16 protein-coding genes are annotated in these 15,318 nt (G+C 71.8%); 7 read left to right on the top strand and 9 right to left on the bottom strand.

From position 1 onward, the window contains the following. Window positions 1-16: 16 nt before the first annotated feature. The gene (locus AB0H93_RS08255; RefSeq protein WP_358569361.1) at window positions 17-982 is read left to right on the top strand and encodes a tyrosine-type recombinase/integrase; all 966 of its coding nucleotides are present in this window, start codon (window positions 17-19) and stop codon (window positions 980-982) included. Window positions 983-988: 6 nt separating this feature from the next. Here AB0H93_RS08255 and AB0H93_RS08250 read toward each other — a convergent pair whose 3' ends face one another. Both AB0H93_RS08250 and AB0H93_RS08245 read right to left on the bottom strand, forming a co-directional pair. After that, the gene (locus AB0H93_RS08250; protein ID WP_358569358.1) at window positions 989-1,627 is read right to left on the bottom strand and encodes a VOC family protein; all 639 of its coding nucleotides are present in this window, start codon (window positions 1,625-1,627) and stop codon (window positions 989-991) included. Between the two features lie 75 nt (window positions 1,628-1,702). Then, window positions 1,703-2,056 carry a hypothetical protein gene (locus AB0H93_RS08245; protein WP_358569355.1) on the bottom strand — a complete coding sequence of 118 codons (354 nt, stop codon included), beginning with the start codon at window positions 2,054-2,056 and terminating at the stop codon, window positions 1,703-1,705. Between the two features lie 68 nt (window positions 2,057-2,124). Here AB0H93_RS08245 and AB0H93_RS08240 point away from each other — a divergent pair, with 68 nt between their 5' ends. From AB0H93_RS08240 to AB0H93_RS08230, 3 genes are all read left to right on the top strand, one after another. After that, complete coding sequence (locus tag AB0H93_RS08240) at window positions 2,125-2,913, top strand: glycerophosphodiester phosphodiesterase (protein ID WP_358569352.1); 789 nt, start codon at window positions 2,125-2,127, stop codon at window positions 2,911-2,913. A 102-nt stretch (window positions 2,914-3,015) separates the two neighbouring features. Then, complete coding sequence (locus tag AB0H93_RS08235) at window positions 3,016-4,425, top strand: MFS transporter (RefSeq protein ID WP_358569349.1); 1,410 nt, start codon at window positions 3,016-3,018, stop codon at window positions 4,423-4,425. A gap of 496 nt (window positions 4,426-4,921) precedes the next feature. Continuing rightward, complete coding sequence (locus AB0H93_RS08230; protein ID WP_358569346.1) at window positions 4,922-5,260, top strand: RNA polymerase-binding protein RbpA; 339 nt, start codon at window positions 4,922-4,924, stop codon at window positions 5,258-5,260. Between the two features lie 72 nt (window positions 5,261-5,332). Here AB0H93_RS08230 and AB0H93_RS08225 read toward each other — a convergent pair whose 3' ends face one another. The 6 genes from AB0H93_RS08225 to AB0H93_RS08200 form a co-directional block, all read right to left on the bottom strand. Then, window positions 5,333-6,118 (bottom strand): polyprenol monophosphomannose synthase, encoded by a 786-nt coding sequence (locus tag AB0H93_RS08225; protein ID WP_358569343.1) that lies wholly within the window; start codon window positions 6,116-6,118, stop codon window positions 5,333-5,335. A 53-nt stretch (window positions 6,119-6,171) separates the two neighbouring features. Beyond that, window positions 6,172-7,737 (bottom strand): apolipoprotein N-acyltransferase, encoded by a 1,566-nt coding sequence (gene lnt, locus AB0H93_RS08220; RefSeq protein ID WP_358569340.1) that lies wholly within the window; start codon window positions 7,735-7,737, stop codon window positions 6,172-6,174. 181 nt (window positions 7,738-7,918) lie between these two features. Next, entirely contained in the window at window positions 7,919-9,442 is a 1,524-nt protein-coding gene (locus AB0H93_RS08215; RefSeq protein WP_358569337.1) for an AMP-binding protein, read from the bottom strand. Further along, window positions 9,439-10,164, bottom strand: a complete 726-nt coding sequence (locus AB0H93_RS08210; protein ID WP_358569515.1) for an enoyl-CoA hydratase/isomerase family protein — start codon at window positions 10,162-10,164, stop codon at window positions 9,439-9,441. The genes AB0H93_RS08215 and AB0H93_RS08210 overlap by 4 nt, the downstream gene beginning before the upstream one ends. A 38-nt stretch (window positions 10,165-10,202) precedes the next feature. Then, window positions 10,203-10,646: a hotdog domain-containing protein gene (locus AB0H93_RS08205; protein WP_358569334.1), complete on the bottom strand. Its 444-nt coding sequence runs from the start codon at window positions 10,644-10,646 to the stop codon at window positions 10,203-10,205. Between the two features lie 137 nt (window positions 10,647-10,783). Beyond that, the gene (locus AB0H93_RS08200) at window positions 10,784-11,485 is read right to left on the bottom strand and encodes a TetR/AcrR family transcriptional regulator (protein WP_132490060.1); all 702 of its coding nucleotides are present in this window, start codon (window positions 11,483-11,485) and stop codon (window positions 10,784-10,786) included. 167 nt (window positions 11,486-11,652) lie between these two features. Between AB0H93_RS08200 and AB0H93_RS08195 the strand changes: the two genes are divergently transcribed. From AB0H93_RS08195 to AB0H93_RS08185, 3 genes are all read left to right on the top strand, one after another. After that, window positions 11,653-13,071, top strand: coding sequence for an amino acid permease (locus tag AB0H93_RS08195; protein WP_358569331.1), 1,419 nt, complete (start codon window positions 11,653-11,655; stop codon window positions 13,069-13,071). Window positions 13,072-13,152: 81 nt separating this feature from the next. Then, window positions 13,153-13,914 (top strand): alpha/beta hydrolase, encoded by a 762-nt coding sequence (locus AB0H93_RS08190; protein ID WP_358569328.1) that lies wholly within the window; start codon window positions 13,153-13,155, stop codon window positions 13,912-13,914. A gap of 73 nt (window positions 13,915-13,987) precedes the next feature. Continuing rightward, window positions 13,988-14,434 (top strand): DUF3574 domain-containing protein, encoded by a 447-nt coding sequence (locus AB0H93_RS08185; protein ID WP_358569325.1) that lies wholly within the window; start codon window positions 13,988-13,990, stop codon window positions 14,432-14,434. A gap of 36 nt (window positions 14,435-14,470) precedes the next feature. Here AB0H93_RS08185 and AB0H93_RS08180 read toward each other — a convergent pair whose 3' ends face one another. Further along, window positions 14,471-15,301 carry an aminoglycoside adenylyltransferase domain-containing protein gene (locus AB0H93_RS08180; protein ID WP_358569323.1) on the bottom strand — a complete coding sequence of 277 codons (831 nt, stop codon included), beginning with the start codon at window positions 15,299-15,301 and terminating at the stop codon, window positions 14,471-14,473. Window positions 15,302-15,318: the final 17 nt, after the last annotated feature.

The raw sequence follows: 15,318 nt of genomic DNA, 5'->3' as shown, positions 1-15,318 counted from the left end.
ACCGGGGAGGTGCGGCGTGGACGTGGCGCGGTTGATCGAGATCTACCTGGAGCACCTGCAGGCCAGGAAGCTCGCGGCCAATTCGCTGCGTGCCTACCGCCGCGACCTGGAGTCGGTGGCCGGTGAGCTGGTCGAGCTCACCGGCACCGGCGCCGACCGGCTGGCCGTGGACCTGGTCACCGCCTCGGTGCTGCGGTCGGCGTTCGCGCGGTTCGCCGCGTCGCGGTCGGCCTCGTCGGTGACCCGGGCCTGGTCGACCTGGAACGGGTTCTTCGGGTTCCTGGTGGTCGAGGGCGCGGTGTCCGGCAATCCGATGCAGGTGGTGCCGAAGCCGCGCAACGCTCCCTCCACGCCGAAGCCGCTACAGGGCGAGGACACCCCCGAGCGGCTGCTGCGCACGGTGGCCGCCGGGGCCCGGCGGGCGCGGAATCCGTGGCCGGAGCGCGATCTCGCCGTGCTCGCCACGCTGCTGTGCACCGGGGTGCGCTCGGCTGAGCTGTTGGAGCTGACCGTCGGGTCGCTGGCCGGCCGGGCGGGGGATCGCCGGCTGCACGTGCACGGCAAGGGCGGCAAGAACCGGTCCATCCCCATCGAGGACACCCTGGACTCGCTGATCCAGAGCTACCTGGAGTCGCGGCGGGTGCGGTTCGGCGACCGGCTGCCTGGCGGCGAGCCGCTGTTCGTCGATCACCACGGCGAGGCGCTGCGCCGGGGCGGCCTGCAGTACCTGGTGCGGCAGTCCCTGCGGGCGGCGGGCGTCTCCGACCGGGTGCAGCCGGGCGCGATGGTGCACGCGCTGCGGCACACCTTCGCGACGCGGCTCGCCGAGGACGGGGCGAGCGCCGCCGAGATCGCCAAGCTGCTCGGGCACTCGTCGATCAACTCCAGCCAGACCTACATCGACGTGACCGCGCGCGAGCAGCGGTTGTCCGTGCGCGCCAACCGGACGTTGCAGGTGCTCGGCGAGCTCTCCGGCGGCTAGCCGCCGTCAGCCCCACTTGTCGGCCGCGGCCAGGCCGATCGTCGCTCCGGACGGGTCGGACACCACCGCCGTCGCGCCCAGCAGCGGGTGATCGGCGCGGTCGACGGTTTCGCCGCCCAGCTCCACCACCCGGGCGCTGATCGCCTCGACGTCCTCCACCGCGAAGTAGCACAGCCAGCCCCAGCCGACCGTTCGCCGCATCGTGCGGGACGCCAGCGGCCGGCCGTGGGCGAGGTACTGGTCCGCGTGCACGGACCAGCTCAGGATGTCCGCCCAGAACGCGTCGGCGCGGTCCGGGACCGCCGTGCACAGCTCGATCCAGCAGGGCTCGCCAGGCCGCGGGCTCGGCGCCCACGGCCCGTGCTGGGCCCGCCCCTTGGCGATGAGCGCGACCGCGTCGTCGGGGCCGGTCAGCGAGCCGTCCTGGGTGGTGCCGGCGAACATGGGGCGCCAGCCGGGCAGTTCGCGGCCGCGCGGGGAGCGCATCGCGGCGCAGCGGCGGTTGCCCACCCAGCAGTCGAAGCCGGCGCCGGTCGGCGCCGGGGTCCAGTCGAGCAGGGCCCGGTAGAAGACCGCCGAAGCTATCGGGTCCTGGCTGATCAGGTCGGCGCGGCGCAAGCCGCGGACTACGGGACGTGCGGGCACCGTCGATTCCTCGCCACCGCTGGGGACCAACTCATCCTGGCCACCCCGGCCGGTCCGCACAATGCTCCGTTCGTCTCACCGCAGCCGTTCGAGCTCCCCGGCCACGGCCACCACCTGGGTCGCGAGCTTGCGCAGCTCGGCGTGGTCGGCGGCGTCCTCGATGGCCGTGACCACGTCTTCGGCCGCGCAGCGCAGCTGGAACAGCCGGTCCTGCAGATCCGCGAGCTCGGCGGCGGAGAGCACCACCGCGTCTTCCGGGAGGCCGCCGCGTTGCACCGCGGTGCGGCGCTCGTAGGCGCGTTGGCGGCAGGACTGCGCGCAGTACAGGCGGGGACGTCCTTGCCTGCCCGACTCCGGGACGCGTCGTCCGCACCACGCGCAGTGCCTGGCTTGGCGTTGGCGGCGGGACGGCAGGTCGGAGGTTTCCACGATCGATCACGTTAGCCAAGGGCCCCGCCTGCGCGGTGCAGGCACGCCGATCGGGCAGAGTTGCGGGCGTGACGCATCCTTTCCTGTCCGGGCCCCGGCCCCGCGCGTTCGCCCACCGCGGGTGGCACCTCGGGGAACTGCACGATCTGGAGAACTCGCTGGCCGCGTTCCGCCGCGCCGCCGACAAGGGTTACCGCTACATCGAGACCGACGTCCACGCGACCGCCGACGGCGTCGTGGTGGTGAACCACGACGCGACGCTGGACCGCACCACGGACGGCCGCGGCCTCATCGAGCGGCTGCCCTGGTCGGCCGTCGGCTCGGCGCTCATCGGTGGCCGGGAGCCGGTGTGCCGGCTGGATGCCGCGCTGGAGGAGCTGCCGGAGATGTTCTTCAACATCGACGTCAAGGCGGACTCGGCGGTGGGGCCGGTGTTGCGGACGCTGCGCAGGCACAACGCCTGGGACCGGGTGTGCCTGGCGTCGTTCGCCGAGCACCGGCTGGCCGCGATGCGGCGGGCCGTCGGGCCGCGGCTGCTCACCTCGACCGGGCGTCGTTCGGCCGGGTTGCTGTGGTTGAGCTCGCGGTGGGGCGGCTGGCCGCTGCGGTCGGCGGTGGTCGGTGGCGTGACGCAGGTGCCGACGGGCTTCGGCCGGCTGCGTTTGATCGACTCCCGCTTCGTGCGCCAGGCTCATCGCTGGGGCATGGAGGTCCACGTGTGGACCGTCGACGACGCCGTGGAGATGCGGGAGCTGCTGGATCTCGGCGTGGACGGGCTGGTCACCGACCGGCCGGACGTGTTGCAGGAGGTGTTGCGGGAGCGGTTCGGCGAGCCGCAGCCGGAGGTCGGCGGATGAGCAGAACTACGCATTGTCGCCGCACGGACCTCCACCGCGTTCGTTGAGCCAGTAAGGTCCGGTTACCCCCAATCGAGTGATCTTGGCCGGAGGACCGAACGGATGAGCGTGATGGACAGCGACCTGGCACCGGACGCCGCGCGGCGGCGGCGCCGGGAACAGCGGGGTTGGTGCTGGTACGACTGGGCCAACTCGGTGTTCCCGACCTCGGTGACCACGGTCTTCCTCTCGCTCTACCTGACCTCGGTGGCGACCGAGGCAGCGAAGGCGGACGTCGCGCGCAACGGCCTGAACGCCTGCCCGCAGAACAACGCGCTGGTGCAGTGCGACATCTCGGCGTTCGGGCTGGTGTTCCCGGCCGGGTCGCTGTGGGGCTACCTGCTGTCGGTGGCCACCGTCGTGCAGGTGGTCGTGCTGCCGATCACCGGCGCGATCGCGGACCGGACGCAGAGCAAGCGGCTGATGCTGGGGATCTTCGCGTTCGGCGGCGCGGCGATGACGGCGCTGCTGGCGCTGGTCGGCGGGCAGAACTGGCAGCTCGGCGTGGTGCTGTTCATCATCGCCAACATCTGCTTCGGCGCCTCGGTGGTGGTCTACTACTCGTTCCTGCCGGAGATCGCCTCCGTCGACGAGCGGGACGACGTCTCCACCCGCGGCTGGGCCGTCGGCTACCTGGGCAGCGGTGCGGCGCTGGCCATGCACCTGGTGATCTACCTCGGCCACGACGCGGTCGGCATGAGCACGGAGACCGCGGTCCGGCTGATCTTCCTGTCCTCGGGCGTCTGGTGGGCCGTGTTCACGCTGCTGCCGCTGGCGGCGCTGCGTGAACACCGCGCCCCGGAGGGGGCCGTGCGCGGCCCGTCCGCGGTCACCGCGGGCTTCAAGCAGTTGATGGTCACGTTCCGGGAGGCGAAGCACTTCCCGCTGACGCTGGCGTTCCTCGGGGCGTACTGGATCTACACCGACGGCATCTCGACGGTCACCCAGGTCTCGGCGCAGTACGGCAACCTGGAGCTCAAGCTCCCGCAGGACTCGCTGATCATCACGCTGCTGATCGTGCAGTTCATCGCCTTCGTCGGCGGGGTGCTGCACGGGGTGGTGGCGCGGCGCATCGGCGCGAAGAAGACGATCCTGATCAGCCTCGCCACCTGGCTGGTGGTGCTGGTCGCCGCGTACTTCGTGCAGGCCGGCCAGCAGATGCAGTTCTACGGCCTGGCGGTGGGCATCGGGCTGGTGCTCGGCGGCACCAACGCGCTGTCCCGGTCGCTGTTCAGCCAGATGGTGCCGCCTGGCCGGGAGGCCGAGTACTTCTCGCTGTACGAGGTGGGGGAGCGCTCCACGTCGTGGCTGGGCCCGCTGGTGTTCGCCGGGGTCGGGCAGGCGACCGGGTCGTTCCGGCTGGCCATCGTGTCGCTGGTGGTGTTCTTCGCGGTCGGGTTGGTGCTGGTCTCGCTGGTGCCGGTGCGGCGGGCGATCGAGGCGGTCGGCAACCCGGCGCCGAAGGTTCTCTGACTCGTTCGGTGAACACGCAGCGTGCGCGACGGGTGACGATGCGCGTCCGCCTCGCCAAGGCGGCGGCGTTGCTCCATGCTGGTGACAGGCGTGGCCGGGATTTTCGGTGTGATCGGAATATGCCGGTACGCAGCGTTGTGACAACAGGGAACCAAGTATAGCTACATTCAGTTACCAATTTTCGCGTCTAGTCCCCCGTCCGTGTCGTGATCTCCGTCCCACTATGGTCACTTTCCCGAGATCCAGCTTGGCCATAGTGACTCATCATCTGGCACTATCACCCGTTCGAACGCACCTATAGATTGCGAGTGGGATAACGCGTCACGAACGCCGACCGACTGCATCTCTAGGGAGAAAGCCGTCGTTGATGGGTGAACAACGTCACCGACGGCAACCAGAAGCACTACACCGGGAACATACGGCGGGTCCCCCGTCGTTGCACACGGTGAGCACAACCGCTCGGGCCAGGTCCCGGGCCGAAGTGAAAGGAACCGTCATGGCCGACCGCGTTCTGCGTGGCAGCCGGCTCGGAGCGGTGAGCTACGAGACCGACCGTAACCACGACCTCGCACCGCGCCGGACGGTGCGCTACGCCTGCCCCAAGAGCCACGAGTTCGAGGTGCCGTTCTCCGACGACGCCGAGGTGCCGCCGACTTGGGAGTGCCGCCTGCACGGCACCGAGTCGAAGATCATCGACGGCAGCGAGCCGGAGCAGAAGAAGGCCAAGCCGCCGCGCACCCACTGGGACATGCTGCTGGAGCGGCGCACCATCCCGGAGCTCGAGGAGCTGCTCAACGAGCGCCTCGACCTGCTGCGGGCACGCCGCGGTCACTGAGCGACCAGGATCCGACGAAGCGCCTGGGACACCCCGTCCCGGGCGCTTCGACGTGCTCGGATCCCGCGGTCGTCAGCGGCGGATCGAGCGCAGGACGCTCGCGGCCTGGTTGCCGCGGCGGCGCAGGCCCCACTTCGTCACCCTGACGAGGGCTTCGCGCACCACTTCGGCGTCCATCTTCGAGCTGCCGAGCTCGCGTTCCACGAACGTGATCGGCACCTCCACGACGACGAACCCGGCCTCCACCGCGCGCCACGCCAGGTCCACCTGGAAGCAGTAACCCTGCGAGGCGACGTTGTGCAGCTGCAGCGTCTCCAGGACCTCCCGCCGGTACACGCGGTAGCCGGAGGTGATGTCGTTGATCGACACGCCGAGCGCCAGCTTGGAGTACACGTTGGCGCCGCGGGACAGCAGCGCCCGGTACCAGGGCCAGTTCACCGTCCGCCCGCCGGGCACGTAGCGCGAGCCCAGCACCACGTCCGCGCCGGTGCCGTCCGGGCCGAGCATGCCGATCAGCCGGGGCAGGTCCTCGGGTGAGTGGGAGCCGTCGGCGTCCATCTCGATGATCGCGCCGTAGTCCCGCGCCAGCGCCCACTCGAAGCCCGCCACGTACGCCGCGCCGAGCCCGGCCTTCTCGCTCCGGTGCAGCACGTGCACCCGCTCGTCGTCGGCGGCGAGCCCGTCGGCCACCTCGCCGGTGCCGTCCGGGCTGCCGTCGTCGACGACCAGCACGTGCGCCGAGGGCAGCGCGGCGAACAGCCGCCGCACGATCGGCTCCAGGTTGTCCCGCTCGTTGTAGGTGGGGATCACCACCAGGGCCGAGTCGTCACCGGCTCCGGGGGCTTGCCGGTTCGCCATCCATGTCCTCCTAGCCGGCCCGCTCGGCCGGCCGTGCACTCGTATCGGTCGGGTCAGGCGTCCGCGGTCCGCCGGGGCCGCCACCAGGACAGCGCCACCGCGCCGACGCCCAGCACGACCAGTGTCCACATCGGAACGCTGCCCAGCCGGGTGGCGAGCGTCTGCGTCGAGCGCAGCGGCACCTCGGCGATGAGATTCTGCGCGGTGAACAGCTCGGTCTGCTGGGTCACGGTGCCGTCCGGCTGAACCACGGCGCTCACGCCGCTGGTCGCCGCCACCAGGACCGCCCGCCCGTGCTCCACCGCGCGCAGCCGGGACATCGCCAGCTGCTGGTAGCTCATCTCGGAGTGGCCGTACCAGGCGTTGTTGGTCGGCACCGCGAGCAGCGTCGCGCCTTCCCGGGCCGCGCCGGTGAACACGTCGTCGTAGGCGACGTCGTAGCAGATCCCGACGCCCAGCCGGACGCCTCCGACGTCGAGTACGCCCGGCTTGTCGTCGGGCACCATGTCCGAGCGGAAGCGGTCCACGAACGGGCTCACCAGCCGCGCCACCGGCCGCATCGGGATCGTCTCGGCGAAGGGCACCAGGTGCTGCTTGACGTAGCGGTCGCCCGCGCCCGTCGCCGGATCCCACCGGACGACCTGGTTGCGCAGTGAGCCGTCGGGGTCTTTGCCGAGGCCGCCGACCACGAGCGGGACGCCGAACTGCGCGGCGACGCCGGAGAGGTCCGGGTCGGTCTGGCTCGGCCCCCAGCTGCCGACCTGCTCGGGCAGCACGACGAAGTCGAGGGGGCCCTTCGCCTGGTCGGCGGCGAGCTGCTGCGCGGCCGCGATGTGGTTGGCGTGCAGGACGTCGTCCTCGTACAGCAGGCCCAGCCCCAGGTTGGGCGCGTTGCCCTGCACGATCGCGACCCGGGCGGTTCCGGCGTTGGGGTCGGTGCCGATGAAGGGCAGCATGGCCAGGCCCGCCACGACCGGCACGAGCACGGCGGCCAGCGGCGCGGCCCACCGGCGCGGGGTGCGCACGCGGCGGGCGAGCTCGGCCAGGCCGCCGCCGACCACCGCGACGGCGAAGGACACCACCGCGGTGCCGCCGAGCGCGGCCAGCGGCAGGAACAGGCCGGTGTCCTGGGTGAACGCCAGCTTGCCCCACGGGAAGCCGCCGAAGGGCACGGCCGAGCGCAGCGCCTCGGCGGCGACGAACACCGCGGCCATCCACACCGGTGCTCCCGGCAGGCGGCTGACGCGTGCCATCCCGGCGCCGCCGAGCGCGACGAACAGCGCCTGCACGCCCGCCACGCCCAGCCACGGCCACGGGCCGAAGTCGGCGCCCAGGAAGTCCTGCAGCCAGCCCAGCAGCGGCAGCAGGAACGCGAAGCCGAACAGCAGGCCGTAGCCGAATCCGGCGCGGGCCTTGCGGCCGCGGAGCACCGCCGCGAACACCGCGAACGCGATCGGCGCCAGCCACCACAGCTCGCGCGGGGGAGAGCCCGCGTAGAGCGTGAAGCCGGCGGCGACGACCGCGAGCATGCGCAGCCAGACCGCGCCGACCGATCGACCTGCGGCCTTGCTGCGGCCCGGCCGCTCAGCGCGCTGCGGACGAGCCGTTGGGACAACCACCCGATCAACCTTCTCGGTGCCGCGGTCCCGGCCAGGCCAGGACGGAAACGTTCTGTCGGTTCGTGCGCGGGCAGGCCGGCGCGCACCAAACAAATGTACGCCGGACGGTGGACCCGGAGCCGCAGTGGGCAAAGGGGACAGAACGCTCAACGGGGCCGCGGGCAGTGCCGACCCGCGGAGATCACCAGGTGCGGCTGTCGTGGGTGGCCGCCTCCTCGTCGCGGAGCTCGGCGCGCAGGACGGCCTTGGCGACGCGTTCCGAGGCCGTCATCGGCAGCCGGTCGCGGAAGGTCCAGTAGCGCGGGACCTTGAAGTAGGCGAGCTGGGTGGCGCAGAAGTCCGCCAGCTCGCGCGGATCGCACGGCTGGCCGCGGAGGACGACCACCGCGTGCACCTCCTCGCCGCGCAACTCGTCCGGCTCCGGCAGGACCGCGGCCACCTCGACCGCCGGGTGCAGCTGCAGCACGCGCTCGACCTCGGCGGCGGCGATGTTCTCGCCGCTGCGGCGGATCATGTCCTTGGTGCGGCCCGCGTAGTAGACGCGGCCCTCATCGTCCATCCGGGCCAGATCGCCGGTGTGGAACCAGCCCGCCCGGAAGGCGCGTTCGGTGGCCTCGGGATCGCGGAAGTAGCCGTGCATCAGGCCGATGCCGCGGATGGTCAGCTCGCCGACCTCGCCGCGCGGCACCGGGACGCCGTCGCCATCGACGATCATGACCTCGCGGCCCGGCGCCGCCCGGCCGAGGCAGCCCGTGCCCACCGCGGCGTCGTGGTCCCGCGGGGTCATCCGGATGTCGCTGCCGGTTTCGGTCATGCCGAACGCCTCGAACCACGGGACGCCCCACCGCCGTTCGAGCGCGGCGTGCAGGTTCGGCGGGATCGCCGAGGCGCTGATCGCGCGCACCCGGTGTTCCCGGTCGGCAGGCGACGGAGCCTGGTCGAGCAGCAGCTTCGGCATCAGGCCCAGGCAGTAGAACCACGTGACGCCGTGCTCGCGGACCTTCGCCCAGAACGTGGTGGGGTGGAACCGGTCCAGCACCACCAGCCGCGCCCCGGCGGCGAGGCCGAGCGCGACGTTCCACTGCGGATCGATGTAGTGGAACGGCTGGGCGGTGAGGATCGTGTCGCGGTCGTCGATGCCGGGGAAGCCGTCGACCAGGCCGGACGCGAGCGTGCTCCAGTAGCGGTGGGGGAGCGCGCAGCCCTTGGGGGCGCCGGTGGTGCCCGAGGTGTACTGGATGTTCGCCAGCGCCTCCGGTGTCGGTGGCGCGCACCGGGGCGCTTCGGCGGCCGGGAGGTCGATCGCGTCGACGTCGAGGACCTGCCGCACCGAGGTGGCCTTCCGGATGCGGGCGAGCAGGTCCGCGTGCTCGGCGGTGGTCAGCACGACCCGGGCCTGCGAGTGCGCGAGCACGTGGGTGGCGTCGTACTCCTGGTAGCGGTTGTTGACCGGGACCATCGCCGCGCCCAGCTTGGCCGCGGCGAGCCAGCCGAGCGGGAATTCCGGGCGGTTGTCCATCATCACCGCGACGCGGTCGCCCGCCGCCACGCCCGATTCGGCCAGCAGCGCGGCCAGCGCGTCGCTGCGGCGGTCGATCTCGGCGAAGGTGAGTTCGCGGCCGGTTTGGTCGAAGGTCCACGCGGTGCGATCCGGCCAGCGCCGCGCCGCGTCGCGGACGAGGTCGACGAGGGTTTCGGCGTTCATCGGGCGTCTCCCGTCCGGTCGGCCGCGAGCTCCTCGGTGCGGATCGCGTGCCGGATCTCCAGTCGCAGCGCCGATTCGAGGGCGTGGTCGATGCCCGCGTCCAGGGCTTCCTTGGCCATCGCCAGGGTGGCGCGCGGCCGCTCGGCCAGCCGTGCCGCCCACCGGTGCGCGGTCTGCAGCAGCGCGTCGGCCGGGACCACCGTGTTGACCAGCCCGAGCCGGCTCGCCTCGGCGGCGTCGATGGTGTCGCCGAACAGCAGGATCTCCTTGGCCTTGAGCGGGCCGACGAGCAGCGGCAGCAGCTTGGAGATGCCGCCGGTGACGCTGAGCCCGAGCCCGACCTCGGGGAAGCGGAACCGGGCGTCCTCCGCGGCGATCACCAGGTCGCAGCAGAGGGCGAATTCCGCGCCCGCGCCGACGGCGTGTCCCTGCACCGCCGCGATGACCGGTGCCGGGCAGTCGCGGATCAGCCGCGTGACGTCCTGGATCCGGTCCAGCCGCGCCTGCACGGTCGCCGGATCCTCCGGCGGCGCCTTGAGATCGTGGCCGGCGCAGAACGCGCGGCCGCGGCCGGTCAGCAGCACCGCGCCGACGCCCGCGTCGGTGATCGCGCCGAGCGCGGTGACGAGTTGTTCCACCAGGGCGGTGTTGACGGCGTTGAGGCATTCCGGCCGGTTGAGCCGGATGACGCCGACGTCGCCGGAGATCTCGGTCTCCACCACGGCACCGCCGGACTGGACTTCGGACAACGGCTTCCTCCTCAACTCTCGGGTGAACGCGGGCCGTGCAGCTGGGTCGCGTGCCAGGCGCGCAGCCGCTGCGACCACGGCTGCGGCCGTCCGTCGGCGCCCACCTTCACGATGGTCCGGGTGCCGGTGGCGTTCGGTTCATGTCCGCAGTGGAAGGTCCAGGTCGCGCTGGTCCGGCCCAGCTCGGTGAGCTGCAGCCGGACGAGCAGGTCGCCCGCGCCGGTCACCGGCGCGTGGAACTCGATCTGGAAGGCGCGGACCACGTAGTGCAGGTCGGGGTGCCGGCCGGCGATCGTCCCGGTGTCGTAGCCCGCGGCCGCGAACGCCGCCGTGGTCGCCCGCTCAACGTGCAGCGCGAACCGGGCGTTGTGCAGGTGCCCGTTGGGATCCAGCTCGTCGAAGTGCACCCGCGAGCGGTAGCGGATCGCCGGTGGGGTTCCGGTGCTGCCTGCCACGTCGCCTCCTCGCACTCTGTCGATCGATCGATCGGTCGACAGCGTAGGATCGTCGCGGCGAGACCGCAAGACCGCCCGGAACGGGCGTGGCCCGGGTGGCGATGCCGCCCCCCGGGCCACGCGTGGTGCCGCTCCGGTCAGTCGCGAGGCGCGCGGGCTCGCATCGACGGCAGGCGGATCTGCCAGATCTCCTCGATGAGGCCGTGGATCTCGGCGGCATCCGGCAGCGGTGTCGCGGCGGCGCGCTTCGCCGAGACGCCCAGCAGCTGCAGGGCCAGCTGCGCGTGCGCCGCGCCGATCGAGTCCAGGTCCATCTCGCCGGACGGCGAGTACCACTTCGCCACTCCCGAGCACATCTCCAGCACCGCCATCCGCGCGAACCGCTCGTCGGGGACCGAGAAGACGCCGCGCCGGCAGCCGTCGGCGATCGCGTCGCGCCAGAAGTCCTCGTAGCGGTCGCGGATCTGCACCATGGTGTCGCGGCGCTCGGGGCCGAGGACGCCGATCTCGTTGTCCACCACGGTGGTCTCGTCGCGGTGCAGCGCGTGCGTGAGCACGTGGACGTGCACGAGCCGGGCGATGACCGCCTGCGGTTGCGCAGCTTCGGCCGATACCCGCTCGGCCGCGGTGATCAGCCGGTCCAGGGACGCCTTCATGATCGAGAAGAGCAGGTCTTCCTTGGTGCCCATGTAGTGGTAGAGGGTCGCCGAGGACAGCCTGGCGGCCTCCGCGAGTTCCCGGATGCCGGTGCCGTGGAAGCCCTGCGCGGCGAACAGCCGGACGGCGGCCTCCCAAACCTGGCGCTGGGTGTCGTCGCCCGCGCGGACCTGTGCGCTCATCTCGTCGTGCTCCGGATTCCTCGGTCGATTGATCGATCAGCCCGACCTGCACGGTACCGCCGACGGAGCGGTGCGCCCGCGTCGCGCTCCTCTTGACCCCGCATCGGGGGAGAACTACGGTGCGACGCACCTCTCGATCGATCGATCGAACGAGCTTTGGAGGCGGGATGACCGATGAAGCGACTTCCCTCCGGCGGGCCCGCCCGCTAGCCGACGGGGATCCCGGATCCTCGCCGGGCCTGCGGGCCGCTCTCGGCGACCGGCAGATGAGCATGATCGCGATCGGCGGCGTGATCGGCGCCGGGCTGTTCGTCGGCACCGGCAGCGTCGTCAACAAGGCCGGGCCCGCTTCGCTGGTCGCCTACGTGCTCTCGGGCCTGCTGGTCATCCTGGTCATGCGGATGCTCGCCGAACTGTCCGTGGCGGCACCGCGAACCGGCTCGTTCGCCAGCTACGCCACGCGCGAGTTCGGCAGCTGGAGCGGCCTGGCCATCGGCTGGCTCTACGCGTACGCGTGGTGCGTCACCGTCGGCGTCGAGGCGGTGATCGGCGGCGGGCTGCTCCACGGCCTGGTGCCCGCGATCCCGGCCTGGGCCGCGGCCGTGGCGTTCATGGTCGTGCTGACCGCCTCGAACCTGGTCGCGGTGCGCGCCTACGGCGAGGTCGAGTTCTGGTTCGCCCTGGTCAAGGTCATCGCGATCGTCGGGTTCCTGGTGCTCGGCGTGCTGGCGATCGCCGGACTGCTGCCCGGCGTCGAGCCGCCCGGCGGTCAGAACCTGTTCGAGCGGGGCGGATTCGCGCCGAACGGCTGGTACGCGGTGCTGCCCGCCCTGCTCGTGGTGACCTTCGCGTTCAACGGGGCCGAGGTCGTCACGATCGCCGCCGGTGAGGCGAAGCGCCCGGCGGAGGCCGTGCGCAAGGCCATCCGCTCCACGGTGGTCCGCATCCTCGTCTTCTACATCGGCTCGGTCGCCGTGATCGTCACCCTGCTGCCGCACGCCGAAGCCGGCATCACCGACAGCCCGTACTCCGCGGTCCTCGACCGGCTGGGCATCCCGCACGCCGGGCTGATCATGGACTTCGTCGTGCTCGTGGCGGTGCTGTCCTGCCTGAACTCCGGGATCTACACGGCGTCGCGCATGATGTTCGCGCTGGCCGGCAACGGCGACGCACCGCGCCTGCTGGCGCGCTCGAACTCCGCGGGCGTGCCGGTTCCGGCGGTGCTGCTGGTGGCGCTGGCCGGGCTGATCACCGCCGGGGCGAACTACTTCGTCAGCACGGCGGCGGTTTTCGACTTCTTGGTGGACTCCAGCGGCTCGGTGATCATCCTGCTCTACCTGTGCATCGCGGCGACTCAGCTGCGCAGCCGCGCCAGGGTGGCGCGCGAGGGCCGCAGCCTCCCGGTGCGCATGTGGGGCTACCCGTACCTGTCGTGGGGCGTGATCGCGGCGCTGGTGGCGCTGTTCGCCTTGTTGGCCTTCGACCCCTCGACCCGGCGATCGTTGCTGCTCACCATGGCGGTGGCGGCCGTCGCGGTGACCACCGGTGTGCTGCGGCAACGTCGGAAATCCCACCCCGCCAGCTGAATGTGCCGACGGCGCGCCGGGCCACCCGAGGTTGACCGGTGCGCCATGCTGGTGGCCGGAACTTCTCCGTTGGAGGTGGGAATGCCTGCTGGGCGTGAGGAAGTCGGCGTCGGGGAGCACCCGGTCATCGCGCTGCACGGTTGGTTCGGTTCGGGTCGTGCTTGGCGGCCGTTGCAGCCGCACCTGGACGGCACCCGTTTCCGGTACGTCTTCCCGGACTACCGCGGGTACGGCGCGCGGGTCGGCGAACCCGGTGCGCACACGCTGGAAGAGGCCGCCGGGGACGTGCTCGCGCTCGCCGACGAGCTCGGCTTCGACCGGTTCTCGCTGATCGGCCATTCGATGGGCGGCGCCGTCATGCAGCGCGTCCTGGCGGACGCACCCGATCGGGTGCGCGCCATGGTGGGCGTTTCGCCGGTGCCCGCCGGCGGTGTGCCGTTCGACGAGCAGGGCTGGGCGCTGTTCTCGGGCGCCGCCGCCGACGCCGGGAACCGGCGGGCCATCATCGACTTCACCACCGGCAACCGGCTGACCGGGGTGTGGCTGGACGCGATGGTGCGCCACTCGCTGGACTCCTCCGATCCGCGGGCCTTCGGCGACTACCTGCCGGCGTGGGCCAAGGCCGACTTCCAGGCCGAGATCGACGGCCGCGAGCTGCCGGTCAAGGTCATCGTCGGCGAGCACGACCCGGCCCTCGGCGAGTCGGCGATGCGCGAGACGTTCCAGCGGTCGTACCCCGGCTGCGAGCTGGAAGTTCTGCGCAACGCCGGCCACTACGCGATCGACGAGACGCCGGTCGCCCTCGCCACCAGCATCGAGACCTTCCTGGCGAAGGCCGAATAGTCGCGGTGCGCCCGCGCATCCGGGCCGATATCCTCCAGCCGACCCGTTTATCCACTGTGGATGGAGAGCCCGGATGATCAAGTCGCCTGTTCGCCTGACCGCCGCGGTGCTGGCCGCCGGGCTCATCGGAGTGGGTGGCCCGGTGGCCTACGGCGCCTTCGGCGACGGGGCGCCGTCCGAGCGGGCCGGCGCGGCGTACCTGGAGACCAGCCTGTTCTTCGGCACCGCCATGCCCGGGGGCGGCGAGCCGGTGTCGGACGAGCAGTTCCACGCGTTCGTCGACGAGGTCGTCACGCCGCAGTTCCCGGCGGGGCTGACGGTGCAGGACGGGTACGGGCAGTACCGCGACGCGCACGGCGTGATCGAGCGGGAGAAGTCGTTCGAGCTGGTCCTGCTCTACCCGGTCGCCGAGCACGGCGCGAACGACCCGAAGATCGAGGGCATCCGGGAGGAGTACAAGAAGCGGTTCGCGCAGGAATCGGTGGCGCGCGTCGACGACCGCACCGCCGTCGACTTCTGACGGCCGCCGCTCGCTTGAGTTGGGTCGCGGACGCGGCTACGAATGGTCCGCGTCCGCGATCAGCTCCAGGGTGAACTCGCCGGCCAGGCGCGGAAGTTCGCTTGGCTCCGGCGATCCGCCTGGCACGGGCTCGCCGGTGCGGTGAGCGAGGGCCGAGCGGATGAGGGGATGCCAGCGGGCCGCGAAGGTGTCCAGGGCGTACTCGGCGGCGCCCTCCTTCGTGATCACCCGGCCGGTGGCGATCGTGCAGTGCAGGCGCGGCGGGCCGAGGACGCGGGCCAGCGCCACGCGGTGGGCCGGGAGTAGTGGTTTGCGCGGTGGTTTCCGGGACAGGGACTTCTCCGCCCAGCTCCGCCAGTGGCCGCGCAGCTGGTCCAGGTTCCAGGCGAGCAGCTGGTCCGGCTCCGGGTCGAGCCCGAGCCGGCCTGGGGCTGGACCGCGCACCGCGATCCCGCTCTCCCGCAGCACCTTCCACATCACCGGGTTCACGTCGAAGCCGCGGCCGCGCTTGAAGGACCAGCCGCTGTGCGAGGCCAGGGGGCGGATCCGCGTCACCGGTTCGCTCAGATCGGGCTTCGAGACGAACCCGCCGTTCATCGTTCCGGGGATGGCCGGGTTCGCCCGCCTCAGAGCTCTTCCGGCGGCCGTGGCGTTGCCGACCACGTGCAGGACCCGCAGTCTGCGCGCCTCCCGGTCGCCGAGGCTGCCGTCCACGACGGCGATGAAGTCGATGTCGCTGCGCTCCGGCCGCCAGCCGCCCAGCGCCGCCGAGCCGACGACGTAGAAGCCGGTGATCATTCCCGGGAGCAGCCGGTCGGCGGTGGCCAGGTAGCGGGTGACGGCGCTCGCGGCGTCATGGTGAAGCATTCTCGGAGTCTGCCATC

Origin of the sequence: Saccharopolyspora sp. NPDC050642 (assembly GCF_040654735.1) — a bacterium.
In the GTDB taxonomy this organism is placed as follows: domain Bacteria; phylum Actinomycetota; class Actinomycetes; order Mycobacteriales; family Pseudonocardiaceae; genus Saccharopolyspora; species Saccharopolyspora elongata.
The sequence above is the reverse complement of the archived record's forward strand: the minus strand, read 5'-3'. Positions and strand labels throughout refer to the sequence as shown.